Source organism: Microvirga puerhi, from assembly GCF_020089865.1.
GTDB lineage: Bacteria > Pseudomonadota > Alphaproteobacteria > Rhizobiales > Beijerinckiaceae > Microvirga > Microvirga puerhi.
On record NZ_JAIRBM010000019.1, the window covers coordinates 67,057 to 88,161 of the forward strand.

Below are 21,105 nucleotides of genomic sequence, written 5' to 3' on the forward strand. Positions count from 1 at the left end.
TTTAACCTTCCTCACCGTCGTGCTGGTTGCACGAGATTGGCTAGAAGACGGAAAGCACCAGGGACCAGCCTATCAAGCTGATGATGGAGAACGAGGCTTACGTGAGTATGGCGACCGCTGCCGATCGAACCAGAGATGAGCGCGCCTGAAAGCGGAGCTTCTTGCGGATCATTCATTACCAGTAGAGGCATATACGCGTTGTCCCAACGCGCTGCGAAATAGATGCCGCGTTCCTTGTCCCAACCCTTCCAATCATCGGGACCTATTTTGTTAGGACCGAGAAGAAGGGGATGCTCTGGTGCTAATACATTCACTGTGGCATTGGGGTCCGTTACACGCCAGCGTACGGATGGAGAGCCGATCTCGACAAAGCGCGGCGGCGTTGACGATGGATCCCAATTGTCAGTCGGCTTATGATAGAGCGTGACCAGATGGCCCCCGGCCTCGACGAAGTCTCGAAGCCGCTGGGCCGAGGTCGACAGACCCTGTCGCTTGCCAAAGGCAAAGATCCCGACAACGATCGTCGTATATACGGAAAGATCTCCGTTCAGATCATTGTCAGTGAGTTCGACAACTTCAAGGCCCATACGTTCGAGCCAAAGCCCGACACGATCATTGCCGCTTCCAATATAGCCAATACGAACGCCTAAGGGCAGCGCAAGATCAAGTGCCAGAACCTCGATTCGCTGAGTTCGGGGAAAGAGTGTGCGACCGATGTGTGGGTAGGCGATCGGATCTGCGCTATAGACCGGATGATTATCGACCTGAGCGTTAAAATGATATCGCCCTGGCTTCAGATGAGCGGGTGGCGTGACCAGAATGTCGCCCTCATCCCTTCCGATCTTCCAATTCTCTGGGCGAGTAAACTCAGGAAGCGCCGTGCGACCGTTGCGCTCGATGGAGATCCTAGCTCGCAGTTGATGCACTGGCTCACGAACACTGACGATGAATGCTTCGGGATCTACTGATGCAATGTATTGGGGAGTGATGCGGAACGGCTCCTCAAGGTCGACAATAGTTTGGACCGGCCGTGAGCCGGTCCATGTCGTAACGGCGATGGCGATATCACCGTTTCCTCCAAGTGCTCGATAATAGGGGGGATAGGGATTGGAGATTGTTGCATCGCTGGATACAGCGAGGTCGAAAATAACCTGGCCATTCTCTGTCCTCTCGCTAAGCACCGAAATGTGTTCGGAGAGGATCGGCCTCACTGTGATGTCTGCTGGCGAGCTTTCTGCATACACGTGAAGCCGCATCGCGCCTCCTGGAGGTGCGGTAGCTGTATCGGTCCAGGCTCTAGTATACAAGCCACTGACTTCGCAGATAACTAGATCGAGCTCCTGCTGCTTTCGTGCTAGACGATATCCGATATCATCATACGAGATTTCATCGCATTCAGCTCGTGCCCGGGTGATAGCTTCGGCGGCCGAGAGGGCGGCCCCCAGAATGGCCTGCCGGTTTGGGAACGCGGTCTGAGCGCGCTCGATATCTTGTTGAGCGGACAAGAGAAGGTCGGCTATCGAAGGAGGCAAGTTCTCTGTGGCGGCAAGCGCACCGACTGTTGCCTTTAGCCCACTTCGGATATCCTTTTCCTCTGATGGTAGATGGTAGGCCTTCAAAAGGTGGAGGGGCCATGCGCGTTTCGGATGCTCGAGCCAAATCCCCATGCCTTGGGAAAGATGCGCGGTCCGTGACCACTCGCCGATTCGAGCAAAAGGCGCTCCCGTTGCAATATCATTTCCAGGAGTCCTGATGATGACAGTGGCTTCTGGAGGGTCTACTTCGTCATCATATGTAGCACCTCCTCCGGACCATGCCGGCAGATAGAATTTCGCCACCTGCCATGTCCGAAGCCCTTCCGAGAAATGATGCGGATAGGCGCTGGGATCTGCCGCCCGGCCAACTGCAATTTCCGCGGCTCTCGTCATGGCCCTATGATGGCCGTGCTGGCCTGGCACATCCAGAAAAGTCGGAATGACAATATCCGGCCTTTCCGCTCGGTAGGCTCGCACGAGACGTTCTATGATGCGATTCTCGCCCCACCGAGCGAGTGTATCGTCGCCGCTCTTCGAAAATCCGAAATCGTGGACAGGATCGTCAGGGCCATGACCGAGCCAGACGACATCCGCGTCGAGGATTCTTGCAGCCTCCTCCATCTCCCGTGTTCGAAGTACACCAAGAGCGCCGCCGCGCTCTGGACCGAGAGCATTCTGTCCGCCCTCGCCACGAGTCGAACACGCGACAACGATCCGCATACCGAGGCCAAAGCGCAGAGCAGCAAGCATGCCGTTCGCCTCGTCGTCTGGATGAGCACCAGTGTTCATGACGGTGAGGACTGAAGAAAGGCGTTCCAATTTTCTATGGAGGCGGACAAGTGCCGGATCAGACATTTCTTGGGCGATACGTTCATGATGTGACAGCATGAGAGCTCCCTTTCTCTCTCGGCACTAGGCCGGGGCCGTATCGAGCTTAGGCGTCATCGTTTCCAGAAGCGGCAGGGCCGCCGCTCCCAGCGCTGCGGTCAAGAGACCGCCTGTGCCTGGAAGGATGCGTGGAACCATACGATGCCGGCGACTTGCGACAGATCGAGGAAGAGGCACTAGTGCCTTGATCAAATCAGTGAGAATTGCGTCTGGTAACGCGCCGCCGATGACGATGCTCTCCGGATCGAGCAGATTCTCTAGCATGCCGATGATAGGAATGAGATGACTTGCCGTTTCCGTGATCCAATCCTGCAGGATAGGGTGACGCGCTTTCACGAGTGTCTCAAAGTCGGCCGGGATGTCGTAGGTAAGCCCTGCGGCACGCAGCCGTTCTTTGAGGCTATGCAGCGACGCATAGCGTTCTAAACAACCTCGGTTGCCACAAGCACAGGCACGTCCCCCAGGAGATATAACGAAATGACCAATTTCGCCTGCGTTACCGAAGGCTCCCCGAAATGGATGCCCATCTGAAACGATGCCGAGGCCAAGTCCGGCACCAAAATAAATCAAGCAATAATTCTTTAGATTTTTCGCAGCCCCATGTAGGCGCTCGCCAACGGCGGCGGCTGTTGCATCATTCTCGACGAGTGTCGGTATTCCAAGAGCCGCTGTGAGCAAAGCTGGCGCGTCTTGACCAGACCATCCAGGTAGTGTTGTAGGGCCAACAGAGCTCATGCCATCGATTTCGAAGGGCCCCGGCATCACCACTCCGACGCCTAGCAGCCGCTCGCTGGCATCGGGAATGCCTGAGCAGATTCGTGAGATCTCGGTCTTGAGAAGAGGAACGATATGCTCCGGATCCGCATCCCTCAATGCAATACTTTGATTAGCGCGGATGCGGCCAGTCAGATCCACCAGCACGGTAACCATGTGATCTGCCGCAATCTCAATGCCAATTGTCATGCCCCCCTCCGGGTTTACCATGACCTGCACCGGTGGTTGCCCACGTCCCGAACGCAACCGCCCGCATTCTAGAAGAAGGCCCTCATCGAGCAATTCGCTGACGATGTTGGAGACCGCTTGAGAACTCAAATGAGCAAGGCGGGCAATCGCTGTTCGTCCCAGGGGGCCGTTTTGGCGTATCACGTCGAGAACGACGCGCCGGTTATGAGTGCGGCTGCGCTCAGGATTGTTGCCGATCGCAAATTTCGGTGACGGCAAGGGCTTTTGGCGTGACATCTTAGGCATTCTGGGCCAACGATGGCCCTTCCGAACGAATAACTCAAGTGAATTATTTTATTGACATCAATCGACTGTCAAGCAAGCCTGACAAGTGGGCGGGATAGTTGCGCCCTAAAAAGCGGGGACGTTCGCCAGCCAATCCTCTTACCAACATGGCTGGCTATCTAAGGAGGGTTGTCTATGCGCTTGCGAAAAATCATCGCCGGTCTTGCTTTTGGTTTCAGCTTCATCACCGCAAATGCCGCAAGTGCGGTTGAGATCGAGTACTGGCAGTATGTCTTTGACACTCGCGTCAAGGCAATGGATCAGCTGATCCAGAAGTTTCAGGCAGCCAATCCCGACATCAAGGTGAAGCATACGACGTTCCCTTACGCTGAATACCAAACGAAGGTTGCGTCAGCGATCACGGCAGGGCAAGGACCGGACGTCGTCCAGCTCTTCTATGGATGGCTCGATGGCTTTGTGAGCGGAAAGCTGATCCAGCCTCTACCGAAAGATGCGTTCGCCCAAGATAAGATTGAGGCGGAATTCTTTCCGATCATTGCGGCTATGAAGCGCAATGGGGAGTATTACGGTCTCCCGACCGCAGTGCGCTCCTTGGCGCTATTCTACAATAAGAAGCTTTTCCAAACTGCGGGTCTGGATCCCAATAAGCCACCTCAGACGATCGAAGAATTCATTGCGGCTGCTGAGAAAGTGGCAAAGCATGATTCATCCGGCAATATGCTTTCGGAAGGCTTTGCCATGGACATGGCGGGCCAGGATCATCAATGGTGGCGCGAGGTCCTCATCCGCCAAAATGGCGGTGTCCCCTATACAGATAATGATCGAAAAGTCGTATATAACAGCGAGGCTGGTCTCAAGGCGCTTCAGTTCTATGTAGACCTTCAAAAGAAGCTCAAGGTTGGACAGGTCGGCTTCATGGATGAGGCCCAGGCTGCCTTTAAAGGTGGTCTTGCGGCAATGACGATCGATGGTACGTTCAGGCTCGGTGCATTTTCATCCATCAAAGCCTTTGAATGGGGCGTGACAGAGCTCCCCGCTATGAACGGCGTGAGGAGCAACTATGCCAGTTACTTTGCAAACGCGATCACCAGCAAGGTGACAGGCGAGAAGCTTGAGGCGGCGAAGAAGTTTCTTGCTTATGTCAGCTCACCCGAGGCGATGGATATCTGGATGAAGGTTGTTGGTGAGCTTCCAGCTCGGCGTTCAGCCGCTCTCACGTCGGCTAACTTGGCGGATCCCATTTATGGGCCATTCTTGAAGGGGCTTGAATACGCACATACGACTCTTTTTGTTGACGAGGCAGCGCAGCGTCAGACCGCTATCGACATGGTCAATCGTGTGCTGATCCAGAATCAAGATCCAAAGGAGGCGCTTGCTGAAGCCGCTAAGGCGGAACAGGCCATCATCGACCGCGCTGCAAAGTGAGATCGAAATGACAACGGCACTGTCAGCGCGATATGGACTGATCCGAGGTAACTTAAGCCTTCGCCAGAAGAGGGTGCTTTGGGCGTGGTCCTTCCTGGCGGTGCCCATTGCTTTCTATAGCATCATTCGATTCTGGCCCACGCTTGAAGCCTTTACCCTATCCTTCACTGACTGGAATTTGTTGAGGCCGGCTTCGTTTGTCGGGTTCGACAACTATATTCGTCTCGCCAACGATCCTCTCTTCTGGCAGGTCTTCCGCAACTCGGCAGTTTATCTCCTGATTGGAACTCCGGTCAGCTTGGTTCTCTCTTTCGTGATCGCCTACTACCTTGACCGTGTGAATTTCATGCACGGATTCATCCGAGCTCTCTACTTCTTACCTTTCCTTACGACTGCCGCTGCGATGGCCTGGGTTTGGCGGTGGTTCTATCAGCCTCTACCCATTGGCGTACTCAATGGAGTTCTTACTTGGTTAGGGTTGTCGCAGCAGCCCTTTCTGCGGTCGACCGTACAGGCTCTGCCAGCGATCTTGGCGCCAGCAATCTGGGCTGGACTGGGATTCCAGGTGATCATCTTTATGGCAGGGCTGCGAGCCATTCCATTGTCCTACTACGAGGCAGCACGAATTGATGGTCTGTCTGAGTTGGCTATCTTAAGGAAGATTACGATCCCCCTTCTCAAGCCGACGATTGTATTTCTCGTGGTCTTCTCATCTATCGGCTTCCTGCGGATCTTCGATCAAGTTTACAACATGACGTTCAACGATCCTGGCGGGCCACTGAATACGACGAAACCTATTGTCCTAATGATCTATCAGACTGCGTTTAAATCGATGGAGATGGGATACGCCGCTGCGCAGACGGTCGTCCTTTTCCTCGTGCTTCTGGTCGTATCGCTTATCCAGTTGCGCTTGCTCAAGGACCATTGACCATGTCGCCGAACGATCGCTCTTTAAAAGCCAGGCATCAGGCCTTCCCGATCCATCCTGGCCGCATCTTTACATGGACGCTGCTATTTCTCGGCGGCGTTGTAATGGTGACGCCAATTCTCTTCATGCTATCGACGTCCTTGAAAGATGCTTCACAGGTCTACGATCTCCGTCTCATTCCGGAGGCGCCGTCGTTGGACAATTACAAAGTCGTGCTCTCCGACGGGCGGTTTCTTCGTTGGTTTCTGAACTCCGTGATCGTCGCCGTTTGTGTGACTCTTTCTAACGTCTTCTTCGACTCCCTGGTCGGCTATACCTTGGCGAAATTTCAGTTTCGAGGGCGTTACCTCGTGTTCTTAGCGATTCTATCTACTCTTATGATTCCTACTGAGATGCTGGTCATCCCCTGGTATTTGATGGCCAGCAGCTTCGGTTGGATCGACTCTTACTGGGGAATTATGTTCCCAGGAATGATGACGGCCTTTGGCACATTCCTCATGAAGCAGTTCTTCGAGACGGTGCCCGACGAATTTTTGGAAGCAGCTCGTGTAGACGGACTAAATGAGTTCACTATCTGGTGGCGCGTGGCGATGCCGTTGGTAACTCCAGCCCTGTCTGCGCTTGCGATCTTCACCTTCCTAGGTAATTGGACGGCTTTCTTCTGGCCATTGATCGTTACGAATAGCCGCGAGCTTTATACACTTCCGATTGGTCTATCGAGCTTTGCTGTAGAGCAAGCTATCCAGTGGGAGATGATTATGACGGGGGCGAGTCTCGCAACGATCCCTACTTTGATTGTCTTCCTTCTCCTCCAAAGATACATCGTCCGCGGTGTAATGCTTGCCGGTCTCAAGGGTTGATCATGCCTCGTCCTAAGGATCCTCATCGTGAGGACACCAGCACGTTTCCGAATTCCGTCTATCGAGAAACAGTCCTTCGTCCCCTCTTTGAAGGAGCCAAGGCCCATCACCTCCAAGGCTTTCGTCGCATCGACCGGGCTCATCTGGTTATGTTGGTTGAGACGGGCATTCTCGATCGAACGCAAGGCGTCGCTATCGCGAGAGCGCTCGAGACCATCGATACTGAGATCGATGTATCCAAGCTTCAATACACCGGCGACGTTGAGGATTTTTTCTTTCTCATTGAAAGAGAGCTAAAAAATAGGCTTGGTCCGGATCTCGCGGGCAGACTCCATACGGCTAGATCCCGCAACGACATCGATCACACTCTGTTCAAACTGGGTCTGAAAGAACGCATCGATAAACTGCTAGGCAAGGCCGTCAACTTGGTCGGAACGTTGATCGACGTCGCAGATCGCGAAAAGCAAACGATCATTGTCGCCTATACGCATGGTCAACCAGCGCAACCGACGACCTTTGGGCATTATCTCGGTGCTGTCATCGAGGTCCTATTTCGTGATATTGAGCGCCTTTGCCAAGCCCGCGACGTTGTCGACCAGTCACCAATGGGCGCTGCAGCAATTACGACGTCAGGCTTCCCGATTGATCGAGAGCGCATGGCATCACTGCTCGGCTTCTCGAGACCGCTCCAAAATTCCTACAGTTGCATTGCAGCTGTCGACTATATTACTGCAACCTATAGCGCGATTGAGTTAATGTTTCTCCATCTCGGGCGTGTGATTCAAGATCTGCAGTTCTGGACTAGTTTCGAAGTCGGTCAGATCTACGTTCCGAACGCATTCGTGCAGATTTCATCCATCATGCCGCAGAAGCGTAATCCGGTCCCTATCGAACATTTGCGGCATCTTTCATCTCAGACCTTTGCTCGCGCCCGAATCATGCTTGATGTCATGCATAATACCCCGTTCACTGACATGAACGACAGTGAGGGCGAGACTCAAGAAGTCGGCTATGAAACTTTTCGTGCTGCGGGTCGTACCCTGGACCTGCTGAACGCTTTGATTGAAGGAATCCGAATTAACGAGACGCACGTGAGGGAGAACATTCGGCGCAGCTGTATCACGGTGACCGAGCTGGCTGATAGTCTTGTTCGCAGAGAAGGTTTGTCCTTCAGGGAGGCGCATGAAATTGCCGCTATTGTGGCAAAAGCCGTTGTCGTGTCCTCAGGAGACATCACCGAAGATGGCTATTCGATATTTAGAGAAGCTTTCGTCCACTCGGTAGGCAGGACATCCTCAATTCAAGAGGCGGAGTTCTCGAGGATTGTTTCTCCAGAGCACTTCGTCGAAGTTCGTAGTCGTTTCGGCGGTCCGGCATTGCAGCCTCTGCGGGAGGCATTGAAGGGTTATCGAGCACAGCTTGAAGCTGCCTCCGAGACCCTGTGCGGGAACATTGCGCGCGAGATAGCCGCAGCCGCGGAACTCGACAGGCAATTTCAGTTCCTTCTTGGAGATGCATGATGGCGACCATTGCTCTTGAAGGTCTAGTAAAGCAATACGGTAAGGCAACCGTCGTTCACGGTATTGATTTGCATATCCGTGACGGAGAATTTGTGGTTCTGGTCGGGCCATCTGGTTGCGGAAAATCGACAACACTGCGAATGATTGCCGGGCTTGAGGATATATCGGCCGGGACTATCAAGATCGGTGATCGAGTCGTAAATGAAGCAGAGCCGAAGGACCGGAACATCGCTATGGTCTTTCAGAATTATGCCATCTATCCACATATGAGTGTAGCCCAAAATATTGGCTTTGGACTCTACAAGTCCACGTTGCCGGAACGTGAAAAGAGAGCACGTATTTCCGAAGCGGCGCGTGTCCTTGGACTTGACGCGCTACTGGACCGGCGTCCGTCGCAGCTCTCCGGTGGACAGCGACAACGGGTTGCAATCGGACGTGCAATGGTCCGTGACCCTACTGCATTTCTTTTTGATGAACCATTATCTAACCTGGATGCGCAACTGCGGGCTCAGATGCGGATCGAGATCAAAAAGCTCCATCAGAGGCTGGGAAAGACAATTGTGTTCGTAACACACGATCAGGTTGAAGCCATGACGATGGCCGATCGGATCGTTGTCATGCGTGATGGTCGCATTCTTCAGGTCGGAACACCTATGGATTTGTACGAGAATCCGGCAGATATCTTCACCGCACGTTTCATTGGCAGTCCGGCAATGAATCTGCTTCCAGCACGCTTGACGGCAGATGCAGACGGCGTCCGAGCAGAACTGCCGGAGCTGGGTGCGAGTCTCACTCTCGGAAGGTTCCCTCGGGATGAGGTGACAGGCTCTCAGGCGTTCATTGGAGTGCGGCCGCACGATTTGGTTGTTGGCCGCCACGATGGTCAAGGCCTAACGTTGACAGGTAGAGTTAGTATCGTCGAACCTTTGGGGTCCGAGACGCTCGTCCATATCGATGTCGCTGGGATTCCTATCATTGCTAGTGCTCCAGGTAGAGCGATTCCCAAGGTCGATGACCTCGTTGGCGTCCACGCACTCACTGGAAGCCTTTATCTGTTCGATGCTGAAACAGAACGTGCGTTATGCAGAGTATGAGTGGGAAGCCCGCTGTCGAAAGTAGCGTGTTGTGTCTTGGGAGGACCTATTGCGATTTGATTTTTACAGGTCTTGAGGGTCTTCCGGCGCTTGGGCGTGAGCTGTTTGCTACGAACTTGACGGTTGTTCCCGGTGGAGGAGCATTCATAACGGCAACGCATCTGGCGAGCCTCGGACGCTGCGTGCAACTCGTGACGCGTGTAGGTACAGATCCCGTGTCGGTTGCGCTGGAGGAGGCTCTGGACTCAAGTGGCATTGGACTTGAGTTTGTGGAACGTGCCTCGGATGCTGGTCCGCAGATGACCGTCGCAATCGCACTCGAAGGGGACAGAGCCTTTCTGTCTCATCGTGCTGGACACGGGCGCCCGGCGAGCCTTCCGGAAGCCTTGATGGCACCTGGTGTTCGGCATGTTCATGTGGCCGAGTACGCGACCTTGCTCGAAAACCCCGGAATTATCCAGCAGGCAAAGGAGCGTGGTCTTACGGTCTCTCTTGACCCGAGCTGGGATGAAACACTCATTTATGGTTCCGACTTCTTACAAAAGTGCCATGGTGTCGATGTCTTTCTTCCGAATTTGGAGGAAGGAAGAGCGCTGGCGCGTTCGGAGAATCTCGAAACTATATTGTCATATCTGTCAGGACATTTCCCTCTAATTGTCCTCAAGATTGGGGCTGAGGGTGGCGTTCTTGCTCGCGGAGGTGATCGCATAAGCCTCGCGGCGCCGCGTGTTCCTGTCGTCGACACGACGGGCGCGGGGGATGCATTCAACGCGGGCTTTCTGCACTGTTGGCTTGAGGGTAGGGATGATCAATCGAGTCTGGTAGCCGCAATTGAGGTCGGGAGCTTGTCTGTGCAGTATGCGGGAGGAGCAGCAAGGCCAAGGGATGCTCTGCAGAGCGTGGATTATAGTGTCTTCTGACCAATGCGCCTTAAATGCCATGTAAATCGGGTTTATCCGGAAGAAGAGCATCGGATCTGGAAAAAGATCTATCCCCTGGAGCGATGAATTGGAGGTATTGGAATCCACTTCTGCGACATGACAAGCAGGACTACCGGTAAAAAAGCATGTGGGTGAATATAACTCAATCGACCTGCTCAAATTGCTCCAGTAGCCGAAACTGGTTGTAAATTGAGAATTGCGCCAATCGAGGCCCATAGCTCGGCGCGGGACTGAGCGCCAAGTTGATTAAGCACATTTTTAGATTGCCAATCCTTGCAAAGACGGGCGATCTCATGTGCCGGAAGAGCTGCGCTAAAGAGATATCCCTGTCCCTGATCGCAACCATGGGTGCGGAGATAAGCTGCTTGGCTTTCTGTCTCGATGCCTTCAGCCACCGTTGCAATTCCGAGATTGCGTCCAAGTCGGAGCATCGCTTGAAGAATCATGGCGGTCTGAGGAGCCTCGCTTAAGTTCTGGACGAACGATCGGTCGATCTTGATGCTATCAACCGGAAAATTATTGAGATGTGATAATGATGCATATCCGGTCCCGAAATCGTCGAGTGCGATGGCGACACCTGCAGAACTCAGGCGATGTAAGGCGCGTTCTACGTATTCAGCGCCTCGCCCGAGAAATACCGTCTCCGTCACTTCTAGCTCAAGATTGGTAGGAGAGACGCCCGCATCCCGCAGACAATTTAAGAACTGTACGGCAAAGCCTTCATTTTGAAGCTCGGCTGTCGCAACGTTAATTGCGACACGCCCGATATGAATGCCGTTGCTCAGCCAATCATGCACGTTGGCGAAGACGAGACGCCGCATATGCTGGCCAATAGTGACGGCGAGGTCGGGATGACCAAATGCAGCATCAATGTCCGCCGGGAACCTGATTTGCCCGTGCTTGTCCTTCCAGCGGAGAAGTGCCTCGAAGCCAGAAATCCGGCCCGACGTTAAGCATACTTTAGGTTGGTAGAATGGCTCGATCCGATGCTCCTCAAGAGCATCCATAGCCAACCGAAGCATCTGAGCACGCTGCTCTTCAAGGGGGCCGCATGAACCGATGCCGATATGGGCGTTCTCAGTGGGAGGGACGGACTGCAAAAGCGACACCTTAGGCTTCTTGTCACTCGCACTTTGAATAGGCCGGTGACGCTCAAAGCTCACCTTAAGACAAATATCTTTGATCACAAGGATTCTGCGATCTGCGCTGAGGCTGCCTAAGGAACAAACCCGAAATAGGATTAACGAAGTTATGGTGGGTCTGCGTCTGTCTCCATGGGCCACTTGCGCGGGTTGCTCTCGATGCCATGCAAGGTCGCAAGGGTCAGCAGTCGCCAGGTCGCTCAAAGCGGTGTTTTAGTTACTTTCTGTAGTTTGATTCGCAGTTCTTGAATTTGTACGCGTGACGACAAGGTTAACTCTTTATAGATGACTAGACTTTATCAACTTACGTTTAGGCAGCCCTCTCGAAGGGGCATTTTGTCGAAGCCCTTAGGGAACGCCGCGCCATTCCCATATTAGAGAAGTTTAATCCGTGAAACATTGCCTGATCGTCGATGACTCCGCTGTTATCCGAAAGGTTGCACGCCGCATTCTGGAGGAGATGGCATTTAGCATCAAGGAGGCAGAGAACGGCGAGGCCGCTCTCTCCATCTGTCAGAGTGAAATGCCAGATGTCGTGCTTCTTGATTGGAACATGCCTGTCATGGACGGCTATGAGTTCTTGACGCGTCTTCGTCGGATGCCGGGTGGTGACAAGCCGAAGATCCTTTTCTGTACCACAGAGAACGATATTGGGCACATTACACGAGCACTACAGGCGGGTGCGGATGAATACATTATGAAACCCTTTGATAAGGACATCGTGGCAGCAAAACTTCAGGAAGTCGGCCTTGCATAGATTGGATGCGAAGTAAGGAAAGCTATTTCATATGCCAGGCCGCAGCCGATGACGACTTTGCCCGCATCTCAAATGAATACCACTGGGCGCCCTCGCATTCGTGTCATGATCGTGGATGACAGTGCAGTGATACGTGGTCTCGTTGCTCGTTGGCTCACCGAAGCTGGTGAATTCGATATCGTTGCAACGGCCTCGAATGGTAGGCTTGCACTTGAAGCGCTTGATCGACATGAGCCGGATATTGTTCTTCTCGATCTCGATATGCCGGAAATGGATGGCGTAGATGCGCTCCCTCTATTATTAAGGCGTCGTCCGCAAGTTAAAATTATCGTCGTTTCGACGTTGACACAACGAAATGCGCAGATTTCTCTAAAGTGCCTTTCCTTAGGCGCGGTCGACTATCTTGCAAAGCCTGAAGGTCAACGACAGGTTGCTGCCGTCGATGAATTCCGTCGCGATCTTGTCGAAAAGCTGAAAGCTCTTTCTTCGCGGAGAAGGCATCTTTCATCTGATGCCGCCCCCGCGAGATCTTGGCGCTCGGCAGAAACACGGAAGTCCATTGGCTCGCGTCCGGAATGTCTCTTGATTGGGGCCTCGACAGGCGGCCCGAGGGCCGTAGAACGAGTTTTGCTGGGCCTCGGGCCCACCATAAGACGGCTGCCCGTTCTGATTGTTCAGCATATGCCGGCTATGTTCACGAGTGTCTTTGCAGAACATTTACGCGCACAGACAGGCGTGACTGCCTGCGAACCCTCGCACGGTGAATTGCTAAGGCCCGGAACGGTCTTCATCGCTCCTGGCGGTCGTCACATGGGCCTCTCGGTGGATCGAGGATATCCTGCCATTCGTCTAGATGACGGCGCGCCCGTCAATTTTTGCCGCCCTGCGGTGGACGTTCTTTTCCGTGATGCCGCAGCTGCATTCGGCAGTGCGGTTCTTGCGGTGGTTCTGACTGGGATGGGGTCGGACGGAACTCAAGGCGCCCGCCTTCTTGCTCAGGCCGGTGCAACTATTCTGGCGCAGGATGAAAGCACAAGCATTGTTTGGGGAATGCCCGGCAGCATCGTTAAGGCTGGACTTGCCCAAGATGTTCTTCCTCTTGAGGCGATTGGGCCTGCACTGAAGAACTATATTATTGGGTCCTCCTCATGAATGAATCCGAGTTTGAGTTTCTCCGTGGTTTCCTGAAGGCCCGCTCGGGGCTGGCCTTGCCACCCGAGAAGCGATATCTCGTCGAGAGTCGCCTCGCGCCAGTATGCCGAAACTTCCAGATCGCCGATCTTGCTGAACTGATCCGCAGCATTCGGATCAGCCGAAGCCTCGCTCTGGAGAGCGCGGTTGTTGATGCGATGACAACCAACGAGACGTTCTTCTTTCGCGACAAGGGGCCATTCGATCTATTTCGCGACGTACTGCTGCCGCGCTATCTGACGGCGCGCACGACAACGCGGCAACTTAGGATATGGTGCGCTGCAGCCTCCACAGGCCAGGAACCGTATTCTCTTGCTATGCTATTGGAGGACGCAGTCGAGCGCACGGCGGGGTGGAAGATTGACATCGTGGCAACTGACATCTCGACAGATGTCTTGAACAAGGCGAAAGCTGGTCTCTACAATCAATTTGAAGTACAGCGCGGCCTGCCAATCCAATTGCTTCTAAAGCACTTTACTCAGGTGGGTGACCAATGGCAGATCTCGCAAAAAATTCGGTCGCGAGTAAGTTTCCAGGGTCTAAACTTGATAAAGGACTTCACTGCCTTGGGAATTTTTGACATAATTTATTGTCGAAACGTGCTAATTTATTTTGATGCGGCGACGAAAAGCAATGTTCTAGCAAGGATTGCAAATTCTCTCGCAGCGGATGGTTCTTTAATACTTGGTGCAGCTGAAACGGTTCTTGGCCTGTCGGACGCTTTCACTCCTGATCCTGCTCACCGAGGCTTGTATAGCAAAGTCTTCCAGGCTGTCGAAACGCGCCCGTTATCATTGCAGCGGGCAACATCGAGGTGAGTATTTTCACCTCAGGACCTTAATATAGCTGAAATTTATCCGACCCGGAAAGCTGGATTGCTCTGCTGCCATGTGCAATTGTGTCATATTATTGAACCATGACGGTTCTATTATTTGAGTATAAAGCTCTATGCCTCGAGTGTGATCGAATGAAAAACTATCTGGCATCAAAATTGAATTTGTATTTAGTATAAGTACTTTAAAGATGCTTTGGCGCAATTCATGCTGGCCGCCTTGAGGTGAATCGTGGTTCGTGGGCATTGGCTGGACAAATCAAGTCTGGCTTCAATGCTAAGATCCCCATTCGTTCTATATGATTCCCACGCTTGTCACCGTCTAGATTGGCAGGCCGTGGTGATGAGAGTCGGCATCACGTTACTTATTCAGTGAGCGTCAGCTTCAGGCAAGATTGCTGGCGTACCCACGTCCTCCAGATATCCATATCGGAGGTCTTCGTGGGGGATCTTTATCTATTCGATGTAGCTTCGCGGCAGGCTCAATGGCTCGCAGTTCGCCAGGCGACCATCTCGAGCAACATAGCGAACGCAAATACCCCCGGCTTCAAAGCCAAGGACGTTGAGCCGTTCTCGAAGGTTTTTGACCAGACGCAGCTCACCATGGCGGCAACCAATCAAGCTCATCTTGGCTTCGAAACCTCCTATACACGACCGGCCAAAGTGAAGAAGTCCGATAGCTGGGAGACCGTACACTCCGGGAACACCGTCAGCGTAGAACAAGAGATGGTCAAGGCCAACGAGATCAGCCGGGAATCTTCCCTCAACAATAGCATTGTCAAGGCCTTTCATCGGATGATGCTAGCGAGCACGAAATCAGGGCAATGATTGATCCTCTTCAAGCTTCATCAAAGCTGGCCGGTGCGGGGCTTGAGGCGCAATCAATGCGCCTTCGCGTGGTGTCTGAAAATATTGCGAATGCTCAATCGACCGGCAAGACCGCGGGGGCCGACCCCTACGCGCGTAAGACCGTCACGTTCAGAACGGAACTCGATCGAGCCCTTGGTGCTGCCTCGGTGAAGGTCAAGGAAATCGGCGTGGATAGAGCGCCCTTCCAGGTGGAGTATGCGCCGGGAAACCCAGCGGCTGACGAGAATGGCTATGTCAAGCTTCCGAATGTGAACATGCTCATTGAGATGGCGGACATGCGCGAGGCAAACCGCTCATACGAGGCCAATCTTCAAATGATGAAGCAAACACGCTCGATGATCTCTGGTCTTATCGATCTCCTGAGGGCCACCTGATGCTTGATGCAGTTTCTTCTCTGTCGTCGCTCGCTTCCTCCATCGATCAAGCGAACATTACGTCCTCTGCACGATCGATTGCAGCGCAAAAGATCGCTCCTGGCCCAACAGTGTCCCAGCATGTCGATTTTGGCGACATAATGGTTCAGGTTGCCGCGAACGCCGCTCAAACTCTTCGCGCAGGCGAGTCGGCGGCGATCGCTGGGGTTCAGGGTAAAGCCTCAGTTCAACAAGTCGTCGAGGCTGTAATGTCGGCCGAACAAGCATTGCAGACGGCAATCGCGATACGGGACAAGGTTGTCGCCGCATATCAAGAAATCTCGCGTATGGCGATTTAAGAGGTTGACGATGAGAGCGCTCGCAATAGCAGCTACTGGCATGAATGCACAGCAGTTGAATGTCGAAGTCATTGCAAATAATATTTCGAACGTGAACACGACAGCATTCAAAGGCGCTCGCGCGGAGTTCACTGACCTCCTCTATCAGACAGAGCGTCTGCAAGGGATCCCAAGCCAGGGTGGAAATACTCCACTCCCCGAGGGCGCGATGCTTGGGCTCGGTGTGAGAACTGCTGCCATTCGTAACTTGCACCGTCAGGGTCCACTGGCGAACACGACTAACCAGCTTGATGTCGCGCTCAATGGACGCGGCTGGTTTCAAGTGGATGGGCCGAATGGCGAGCGCATCTATACGCGCGCGGGTTCGTTCAATAAGAGTGACAACGGCACTATTGTCACTCTCGAGGGCTACGCTCTACCGGGACTGAATCCAGTACCGCAGAACACGATTGACATCTCGATCAATCAGGATGGTCGCGTTTTTGCGAAAGTTTCAGGCAGCGTGAATCCGATCGAACTAGGCCGCATAGAGCTCGCAAACTTTGCAAATGACACCGGTCTGGAACCGATCGGAAACAACTACTATCGGGAAACGCCAGCGTCCGGTATCGCCGTTGCGGGGTTTCCAAATGAAGAAAGCTTCGGGAGCGTACATCAAGGTTATCTTGAGAGCTCCAACGTCGATCCTGTTAAGGAAATTACGAATCTCATTTCCGCACAGCGTGCGTACGAGATGAATTCAAAAGTCATTCAGGCTGCTGACGAGATGGCTGGAACAGTCTCGAAGGGGATCCGCTAACAGATTTGAAGCTGAACGGGCACGGCTCATGATAAAGACAATAAAAAGGCTCCTTGCCACCGCGCTTCTCATGGGCAGCATCTCAAGTGCCTTTGCGGAGGATTTGGTTCTTCCCGTTCCAACCATAACGATCTATCCGGGCGACACTATCCGGGAAACCATGCTGAAAGACCGCAGCTTCCCGTCGATGTTTCGTGCTCGGTCCGCAGTAATCGAGTCTCCTGTGCAGCTCATCGGCAAGGTAGCTCGTCGCACGCTTTTGCCTGGAGAGGCGATTCCGACAAACGCAGTTGACGACGCTCGTTTGGTGACTCGTGGCGTGACAACGCAGGTTATCTTTCAAGAGGAAGGACTAACAATCTCGACGATGGGATCGCCTTTACAATCGGGCAGCCTCGGTGAGCAAATTCGGGTGCGGAATGTCGACACCGGCAGGATCATTTTCGGCACCGTACAGGCGGACGGAACCATTCGGATCGGTAACCACTGATGAAGCGTCTCGCGGTTCTGATATTCTCATTAATCTTCGCGACCGGTGTCCAGGCATCCACGCGGATCAAGGACATCGCATCGGTCCAGGGCGTCCGTGACAATCAACTCGTCGGCTATGGCCTCGTTATGGGCCTTCAGGGCACCGGCGACACACTACGAAATTCCCAGTTCACCGAGCAGTCACTTCAGTCGATGCTTGACCGCATGGGAGTCAACGTAAGGGATATCCCCCTCCGGACTAGGAATGTAGCGGCCGTCACTGTTACGGCGGATCTACCCCCATTTATCGGGGGGGGGTCGCGAATAGACGTCACCGTTACCTCGCTTGGAGATGCAACGTCCCTCAAAGGTGGAACCCTTATGCTGACGTCGCTTATGGGTGGTGACGGTCAGGTCTATGCCGTTGCGCAGGGCCCGGTTGCGGTGTCAGGTTTCAATGCAACGGGTCAGGCTGAGAGTTTGACGCAAGGTGTGGCGACGGCTGGGCGTATTCCGAATGGGGCTCTGATCGAAAGGGAAGTTCCGGGTGCGATGCGAGAGCTAGCCTCCATCGTCCTAGAGCTGAAGAATCCAGACTATAAAACCGCTACTTTGATTACCGACGCTATTAATGCTTATGCCTTGAGTCGCTATGGCAAACGGGTGGCGACTCCACGCGATTATCGAACCGTTGTCCTTAATCGTCCTCGAGATATTGGAACGACGCGCTTTATTGCCGAACTTGGCGATCTTCGCGTCCAGCCAGATACCCCTGCGCGAGTTGTCGTCGATCAGCGTACAGGAACGGTCGTGATCGGCAAGAATGTCCAGATCTCAACGGTCGCCATGACGCATGGAAATCTCACCGTCCGCGTGACGGAAACACCGCTCGTCTCGCAACCCGAGCCATTCTCAAACGGTCGAACGGCTGTTGTACCACGCACTCAGATCACGGCCAACGAACAGGATGGGCATTTAGCCGTGATTGGCGGCTCCGATCTTCAAACCCTTGTTAAAGGTCTGAATCAAATAGGTCTCAAGCCGACAGATATCATAGCTATCTTACAAGCGGTGAAGACGTCGGGAGCACTCCAGGCGGATCTGGTCGTTCAGTAATGTATAATGAAATTCGGAGCTATATCCGGCTGTAGCGATGTATCAGGCAAGTTCGCGAACCATGAATACGAAATCACTAATTCGTTTCACATTGCCGTTTTCTCTATTGTATGCGGCGCCCGGGTTGATCAGTACGGCTGTCGCCCAGGACAAATCGATGTCGCAGACTGTGCAATCTGCTGCGCCGGCGCAGAGACCAACGTCCAATACGAGCGATCCGAAGTCGAATCAGTATTGTTCAAACATTGCTGACGCCGCCGCAGATGCGAGATTTGCATGGCAGAAGGAAACTCTGTCCAATCTCGAAAGAGAAATAGAAGGGCGCATTAAGATCCTGGAGCAGAAGCGTGTGGAGTACGAAGAGTGGCTTCGCAAACGGAACGAGTTCCTTGCAAAGGCTGACGAGACCGTGGTGGCGATCTATTCCCGCATGCGTCCGGATGCCGCCGCGCTTCAACTTTCTAACATGCAGGATGAAGCCGCGGCATCTATTCTTGCTAAACTGAATCCACGCAATGCCAGCGCCGTGCTCAATGAAATGGAACCAGCACGTGCAGCTCAATTGACAAACGTGCTCACTGATGCAGCAAGGCGAAACCAGGAAGGCGACAAGTCATGATAAAGTACGTTTCGCTATCTGCCGTGATGCTGTCGCTATGTGCTTGCGCTTCGAGTGAACTCGGACGTGAGCCGTCTATGACGCCTGTAGGATACGGATTAACGGTTGCAAGGGAGCCTGTTCCGACCGTATTTCCTTCTGCCGTGAGAACGTCTCACTACTCGTTGTGGACACAGAACAGCGTGGATTTGTTTCAGGACCCGCGCGCAAAAAAGGTCGGCGATGTCATCACAATCAATATCCAGATTGACGACAAGGCGCAGTTCGACAACGCGACCGATCGCTCACGCAACTCCAAAATCAACCTCGGTTTTGGCGGGAAGTACGACTTCAATGGGCGTGGAGGTAGCTATTCTGCCGATGGCGATATCCGTTCCGGTTCCTCAAGCGACGGCCAAGGTTCGATCGATCGATCAGAGAAGCTGCGTCTTTCGGTTGCTGCAGTCGTGACTGAGGTGCTTCCAAACGGCAATCTGATCATCAGCGGTTCGCAGGAGGTACGGGTCAATTTCGAGGTCCGCGTACTGAACATTGCAGGCATTGTTAGGCCTAACGATGTTTCCCGGAAGAATACGATCAGCTATGAAAAAATCGCCGAAGCCCGGATCTCATATGGGGGACGAGGGCGAATCACAGATGTTCAGCAGCCTGCCTGGGGGCAACAACTGTACGATGCAGTGACGCCATTCTAACAGAACCCAGGAGGAGGCATCATGGCGCGCAAGAAGCGGCTGGGCTTTTCCGCTCCCGAGGGGCGGGGAGGATGGTTCGTTACGTTAGCGATCCTCTCGATTCTCGCAATGAGTACAGGAGGACTCTTCGGTCTTTATCTGGTCTCCACAGTAGAAAAGGCCGTTGACGAGAAGAAGAAGGGGGAGGATATCAAAAAAACTCCTGCGCCTGTGTATACGGGCGACCTCGCGTTGAGAGCTCTTCCATCCGTCGTTACTAATCTTGCGAATGGCGACGACATCTGGATTAGGCTCGAATCGTCGATCATCTTCACAAATGGCGCTCTTCAGAATCCGGACGTAGTGGTCGCAGAGATTCGGCAGGATATCCTCGCCTATCTGAGGACCTTATCAGTCACCCAAATCCAAGGGGCAAGTGGGCTCCAGCATTTGCGTGAGGATCTCAATGAGCGAGTTGCTTTGCGTTCAAAAGGTCTGGTTCGCGAAATTGTCGTTGAGTCTCTTGTCGTTCAATAGAACCGACGCTCCTCATAGCGACAATTTTTCGCGTCGCCATTACTTTCGATTTTTCTCGAGCTTTCCTAGTTCTTAGCGGCACAAGAGCGTCACCGATGTATTCTCGATTTCCCCTGGCAATGCTCTTCATTTCCTTCGCGTCGGCCGCAAGTGCCCAGGTGCCGGGGCTTGAGTCGCTTCTTCCAGCGGGAGATGGTGCAGCGAGTGGCAGAATCATCCAGATCATTGCGCTCCTTACTGTTCTATCCCTTGCGCCTGGGCTTTTGATCATGGTTACGAGCTTCACGAGGTTTGTCGTGGCGCTCTCGTTCCTTCGCTCTGGCCTGGGACTTCAGAGCACACCTGCCAATCTGTTCCTTATTAGCCTCTCCTTGTTCATGACATTCTATGTCATGGCGCCGACCTTCGACCGTGCGTGGAACGATGGCATTCGTCCGCTTACGGAGAACAAGATATCCGAGGCCGAAGCTTTCGCACGCGTTGCCGAGCCATTTAGGGATTTTATGTTATCTCATGTTCGGCCGAAGGATCTTCAGACATTTAGCGATATGGCAGCGTCCAGTTTCCCGAAGGCGGAAGAAAACGCCAAAATCGATCTACGTATCATTATTCCTGCTTTCATGATTTCCGAGCTGAGGCGTGGGTTTGAAATCGGATTTCTTATCGCTCTTCCTTTCCTTGTCATTGATATGATCGTCGCAACGCTGGTCATGTCGATGGGCATGATGATGATGCCTCCAACCGTCATATCGTTACCTTTCAAAATACTTTTTTTCCTTCTCATTGATGGATGGAACATTCTGATCAGCGGCCTTGTCAGGTCGTACTTCTAGTTCACTTACGTGAGCGCTCCTGAGACCGATGGGGCGCAGTACAAGGGCCGCCGATAGGAGGCCCAGTGAGAACGGTTCAACTACGCTGCTGATTCGGCTGAGCTGCATGTCGTTGC

The 21,105-nt window shown here is 53.3% G+C and carries 22 protein-coding genes; 19 read left to right on the forward strand and 3 right to left on the reverse strand.

From position 1 onward, the window contains the following. Positions 1 to 11 precede the first annotated feature (11 nt). Both K9B37_RS20005 and K9B37_RS20010 read right to left on the reverse strand, forming a co-directional pair. Complete coding sequence (locus K9B37_RS20005) at positions 12 to 2,423, reverse strand: PIG-L family deacetylase (protein ID WP_224315298.1); 2,412 nt, start codon at positions 2,421 to 2,423, stop codon at positions 12 to 14. A gap of 24 nt (positions 2,424 to 2,447) precedes the next feature. Further along, positions 2,448 to 3,662, reverse strand: a complete 1,215-nt coding sequence (locus K9B37_RS20010) for an ROK family protein (RefSeq protein ID WP_224315299.1) — start codon at positions 3,660 to 3,662, stop codon at positions 2,448 to 2,450. Between the two features lie 183 nt (positions 3,663 to 3,845). On the opposite strand from K9B37_RS20010, the gene K9B37_RS20015 reads away from it, so the two are divergent. From K9B37_RS20015 to K9B37_RS20040, 6 genes are read left to right on the forward strand one after another with little or no spacing between them, the layout of a single operon-like run. Beyond that, positions 3,846 to 5,096, forward strand: a complete 1,251-nt coding sequence (locus tag K9B37_RS20015; RefSeq protein ID WP_224315300.1) for a sugar ABC transporter substrate-binding protein — start codon at positions 3,846 to 3,848, stop codon at positions 5,094 to 5,096. Between the two features lie 7 nt (positions 5,097 to 5,103). Next, positions 5,104 to 6,024 (forward strand): carbohydrate ABC transporter permease, encoded by a 921-nt coding sequence (locus tag K9B37_RS20020; protein WP_224315301.1) that lies wholly within the window; start codon positions 5,104 to 5,106, stop codon positions 6,022 to 6,024. Positions 6,025 to 6,026: 2 nt separating this feature from the next. Next, positions 6,027 to 6,884, forward strand: a complete 858-nt coding sequence (locus tag K9B37_RS20025; protein WP_224315302.1) for a carbohydrate ABC transporter permease — start codon at positions 6,027 to 6,029, stop codon at positions 6,882 to 6,884. A gap of 2 nt (positions 6,885 to 6,886) precedes the next feature. Continuing rightward, the gene (gene argH, locus K9B37_RS20030; RefSeq protein WP_224315303.1) at positions 6,887 to 8,404 is read left to right on the forward strand and encodes an argininosuccinate lyase; all 1,518 of its coding nucleotides are present in this window, start codon (positions 6,887 to 6,889) and stop codon (positions 8,402 to 8,404) included. Further along, entirely contained in the window at positions 8,404 to 9,498 is a 1,095-nt protein-coding gene (locus tag K9B37_RS20035; protein WP_224315327.1) for an ABC transporter ATP-binding protein, read from the forward strand. The genes argH and K9B37_RS20035 overlap by 1 nt, the downstream gene beginning before the upstream one ends. Next, positions 9,495 to 10,418, forward strand: coding sequence for a carbohydrate kinase family protein (locus tag K9B37_RS20040; RefSeq protein ID WP_224315328.1), 924 nt, complete (start codon positions 9,495 to 9,497; stop codon positions 10,416 to 10,418). Before K9B37_RS20035 ends, K9B37_RS20040 begins: the two co-directional genes overlap by 4 nt. A 176-nt stretch (positions 10,419 to 10,594) precedes the next feature. Here K9B37_RS20040 and K9B37_RS20045 read toward each other — a convergent pair whose 3' ends face one another. After that, the gene (locus K9B37_RS20045) at positions 10,595 to 11,626 is read right to left on the reverse strand and encodes an EAL domain-containing protein (RefSeq protein WP_224315304.1); all 1,032 of its coding nucleotides are present in this window, start codon (positions 11,624 to 11,626) and stop codon (positions 10,595 to 10,597) included. Positions 11,627 to 11,972: 346 nt separating this feature from the next. On the opposite strand from K9B37_RS20045, the gene K9B37_RS20050 reads away from it, so the two are divergent. The 13 genes from K9B37_RS20050 (at position 11,973) to fliP (ending at position 20,989) form a co-directional block, all read left to right on the forward strand. After that, positions 11,973 to 12,338, forward strand: a complete 366-nt coding sequence (locus K9B37_RS20050; RefSeq protein ID WP_224315305.1) for a response regulator — start codon at positions 11,973 to 11,975, stop codon at positions 12,336 to 12,338. A gap of 48 nt (positions 12,339 to 12,386) precedes the next feature. Continuing rightward, the gene (locus K9B37_RS20055; protein WP_224315306.1) at positions 12,387 to 13,490 is read left to right on the forward strand and encodes a protein-glutamate methylesterase/protein-glutamine glutaminase; all 1,104 of its coding nucleotides are present in this window, start codon (positions 12,387 to 12,389) and stop codon (positions 13,488 to 13,490) included. Beyond that, the gene (locus tag K9B37_RS20060; RefSeq protein ID WP_224315307.1) at positions 13,487 to 14,347 is read left to right on the forward strand and encodes a CheR family methyltransferase; all 861 of its coding nucleotides are present in this window, start codon (positions 13,487 to 13,489) and stop codon (positions 14,345 to 14,347) included. Before K9B37_RS20055 ends, K9B37_RS20060 begins: the two co-directional genes overlap by 4 nt. Positions 14,348 to 14,802: 455 nt before the next feature. After that, complete coding sequence (flgB, locus tag K9B37_RS20065; RefSeq protein WP_224315308.1) at positions 14,803 to 15,189, forward strand: flagellar basal body rod protein FlgB; 387 nt, start codon at positions 14,803 to 14,805, stop codon at positions 15,187 to 15,189. Beyond that, positions 15,186 to 15,605: a flagellar basal body rod protein FlgC gene (gene flgC, locus K9B37_RS20070; protein WP_224315309.1), complete on the forward strand. Its 420-nt coding sequence runs from the start codon at positions 15,186 to 15,188 to the stop codon at positions 15,603 to 15,605. The genes flgB and flgC overlap by 4 nt, the downstream gene beginning before the upstream one ends. Further along, on the forward strand, positions 15,605 to 15,943 hold the full coding sequence (fliE, locus tag K9B37_RS20075) for a flagellar hook-basal body complex protein FliE (protein WP_224315310.1): 339 nt from the start codon (positions 15,605 to 15,607) through the stop codon (positions 15,941 to 15,943). Before flgC ends, fliE begins: the two co-directional genes overlap by 1 nt. A 10-nt stretch (positions 15,944 to 15,953) precedes the next feature. Next, positions 15,954 to 16,742: a flagellar basal-body rod protein FlgG gene (flgG, locus tag K9B37_RS20080; RefSeq protein WP_224315311.1), complete on the forward strand. Its 789-nt coding sequence runs from the start codon at positions 15,954 to 15,956 to the stop codon at positions 16,740 to 16,742. A gap of 70 nt (positions 16,743 to 16,812) precedes the next feature. Next, positions 16,813 to 17,232: a flagellar basal body P-ring formation chaperone FlgA gene (gene flgA / locus K9B37_RS20085; RefSeq protein ID WP_439651768.1), complete on the forward strand. Its 420-nt coding sequence runs from the start codon at positions 16,813 to 16,815 to the stop codon at positions 17,230 to 17,232. Then, positions 17,232 to 18,329, forward strand: coding sequence for a flagellar basal body P-ring protein FlgI (gene flgI, locus K9B37_RS20090; RefSeq protein ID WP_224315313.1), 1,098 nt, complete (start codon positions 17,232 to 17,234; stop codon positions 18,327 to 18,329). Before flgA ends, flgI begins: the two co-directional genes overlap by 1 nt. A 157-nt stretch (positions 18,330 to 18,486) precedes the next feature. After that, the gene (locus K9B37_RS20095) at positions 18,487 to 18,948 is read left to right on the forward strand and encodes a MotE family protein (RefSeq protein ID WP_224315314.1); all 462 of its coding nucleotides are present in this window, start codon (positions 18,487 to 18,489) and stop codon (positions 18,946 to 18,948) included. Further along, positions 18,945 to 19,640 (forward strand): flagellar basal body L-ring protein FlgH, encoded by a 696-nt coding sequence (gene flgH / locus K9B37_RS20100; RefSeq protein ID WP_224315315.1) that lies wholly within the window; start codon positions 18,945 to 18,947, stop codon positions 19,638 to 19,640. Before K9B37_RS20095 ends, flgH begins: the two co-directional genes overlap by 4 nt. A gap of 21 nt (positions 19,641 to 19,661) precedes the next feature. After that, a complete protein-coding gene (locus K9B37_RS20105) occupies positions 19,662 to 20,156 on the forward strand; it encodes a flagellar basal body-associated FliL family protein (protein ID WP_224315316.1) in 495 nt (164 codons plus the stop codon). Between the two features lie 95 nt (positions 20,157 to 20,251). Beyond that, the gene (gene fliP / locus K9B37_RS20110; protein WP_439651764.1) at positions 20,252 to 20,989 is read left to right on the forward strand and encodes a flagellar type III secretion system pore protein FliP; all 738 of its coding nucleotides are present in this window, start codon (positions 20,252 to 20,254) and stop codon (positions 20,987 to 20,989) included. Positions 20,990 to 21,105 lie beyond the last annotated feature (116 nt).

Bases quoted from the DNA above. Each gene is read 5' to 3' on its own strand.
- K9B37_RS20015 (WP_224315300.1), top strand. From the start codon at position 3,846: ATGCGCTTGCGAAAAATCATCGCCGGTCTTGCTTTTGGTTTCAGCTTC.
- K9B37_RS20025 (WP_224315302.1), top strand. From the start codon at position 6,027: ATGTCGCCGAACGATCGCTCTTTAAAAGCCAGGCATCAGGCCTTCCCG.
- fliP (WP_439651764.1), top strand. From the start codon at position 20,252: ATGTATTCTCGATTTCCCCTGGCAATGCTCTTCATTTCCTTCGCGTCG.
- flgH (WP_224315315.1), top strand. From the start codon at position 18,945: ATGATAAAGTACGTTTCGCTATCTGCCGTGATGCTGTCGCTATGTGCT.
- fliE (WP_224315310.1), top strand. From the start codon at position 15,605: ATGCTTGATGCAGTTTCTTCTCTGTCGTCGCTCGCTTCCTCCATCGAT.
- K9B37_RS20035 (WP_224315327.1), top strand. From the start codon at position 8,404: ATGGCGACCATTGCTCTTGAAGGTCTAGTAAAGCAATACGGTAAGGCA.
- flgI (WP_224315313.1), top strand. From the start codon at position 17,232: ATGAAGCGTCTCGCGGTTCTGATATTCTCATTAATCTTCGCGACCGGT.
- K9B37_RS20095 (WP_224315314.1), top strand. From the start codon at position 18,487: ATGTCGCAGACTGTGCAATCTGCTGCGCCGGCGCAGAGACCAACGTCC.
- K9B37_RS20105 (WP_224315316.1), top strand. From the start codon at position 19,662: ATGGCGCGCAAGAAGCGGCTGGGCTTTTCCGCTCCCGAGGGGCGGGGA.
- K9B37_RS20010 (WP_224315299.1), bottom strand. From the start codon at position 3,662: ATGTCACGCCAAAAGCCCTTGCCGTCACCGAAATTTGCGATCGGCAAC.
- flgC (WP_224315309.1), top strand. From the start codon at position 15,186: ATGATTGATCCTCTTCAAGCTTCATCAAAGCTGGCCGGTGCGGGGCTT.
- flgG (WP_224315311.1), top strand. From the start codon at position 15,954: ATGAGAGCGCTCGCAATAGCAGCTACTGGCATGAATGCACAGCAGTTG.
- argH (WP_224315303.1), top strand. From the start codon at position 6,887: ATGCCTCGTCCTAAGGATCCTCATCGTGAGGACACCAGCACGTTTCCG.
- K9B37_RS20005 (WP_224315298.1), bottom strand. From the start codon at position 2,423: ATGCTGTCACATCATGAACGTATCGCCCAAGAAATGTCTGATCCGGCA.
- K9B37_RS20055 (WP_224315306.1), top strand. From the start codon at position 12,387: ATGACGACTTTGCCCGCATCTCAAATGAATACCACTGGGCGCCCTCGC.
- K9B37_RS20020 (WP_224315301.1), top strand. From the start codon at position 5,104: ATGACAACGGCACTGTCAGCGCGATATGGACTGATCCGAGGTAACTTA.
- K9B37_RS20060 (WP_224315307.1), top strand. From the start codon at position 13,487: ATGAATGAATCCGAGTTTGAGTTTCTCCGTGGTTTCCTGAAGGCCCGC.
- K9B37_RS20040 (WP_224315328.1), top strand. From the start codon at position 9,495: ATGAGTGGGAAGCCCGCTGTCGAAAGTAGCGTGTTGTGTCTTGGGAGG.
- flgA (WP_439651768.1), top strand. From the start codon at position 16,813: ATGGGCAGCATCTCAAGTGCCTTTGCGGAGGATTTGGTTCTTCCCGTT.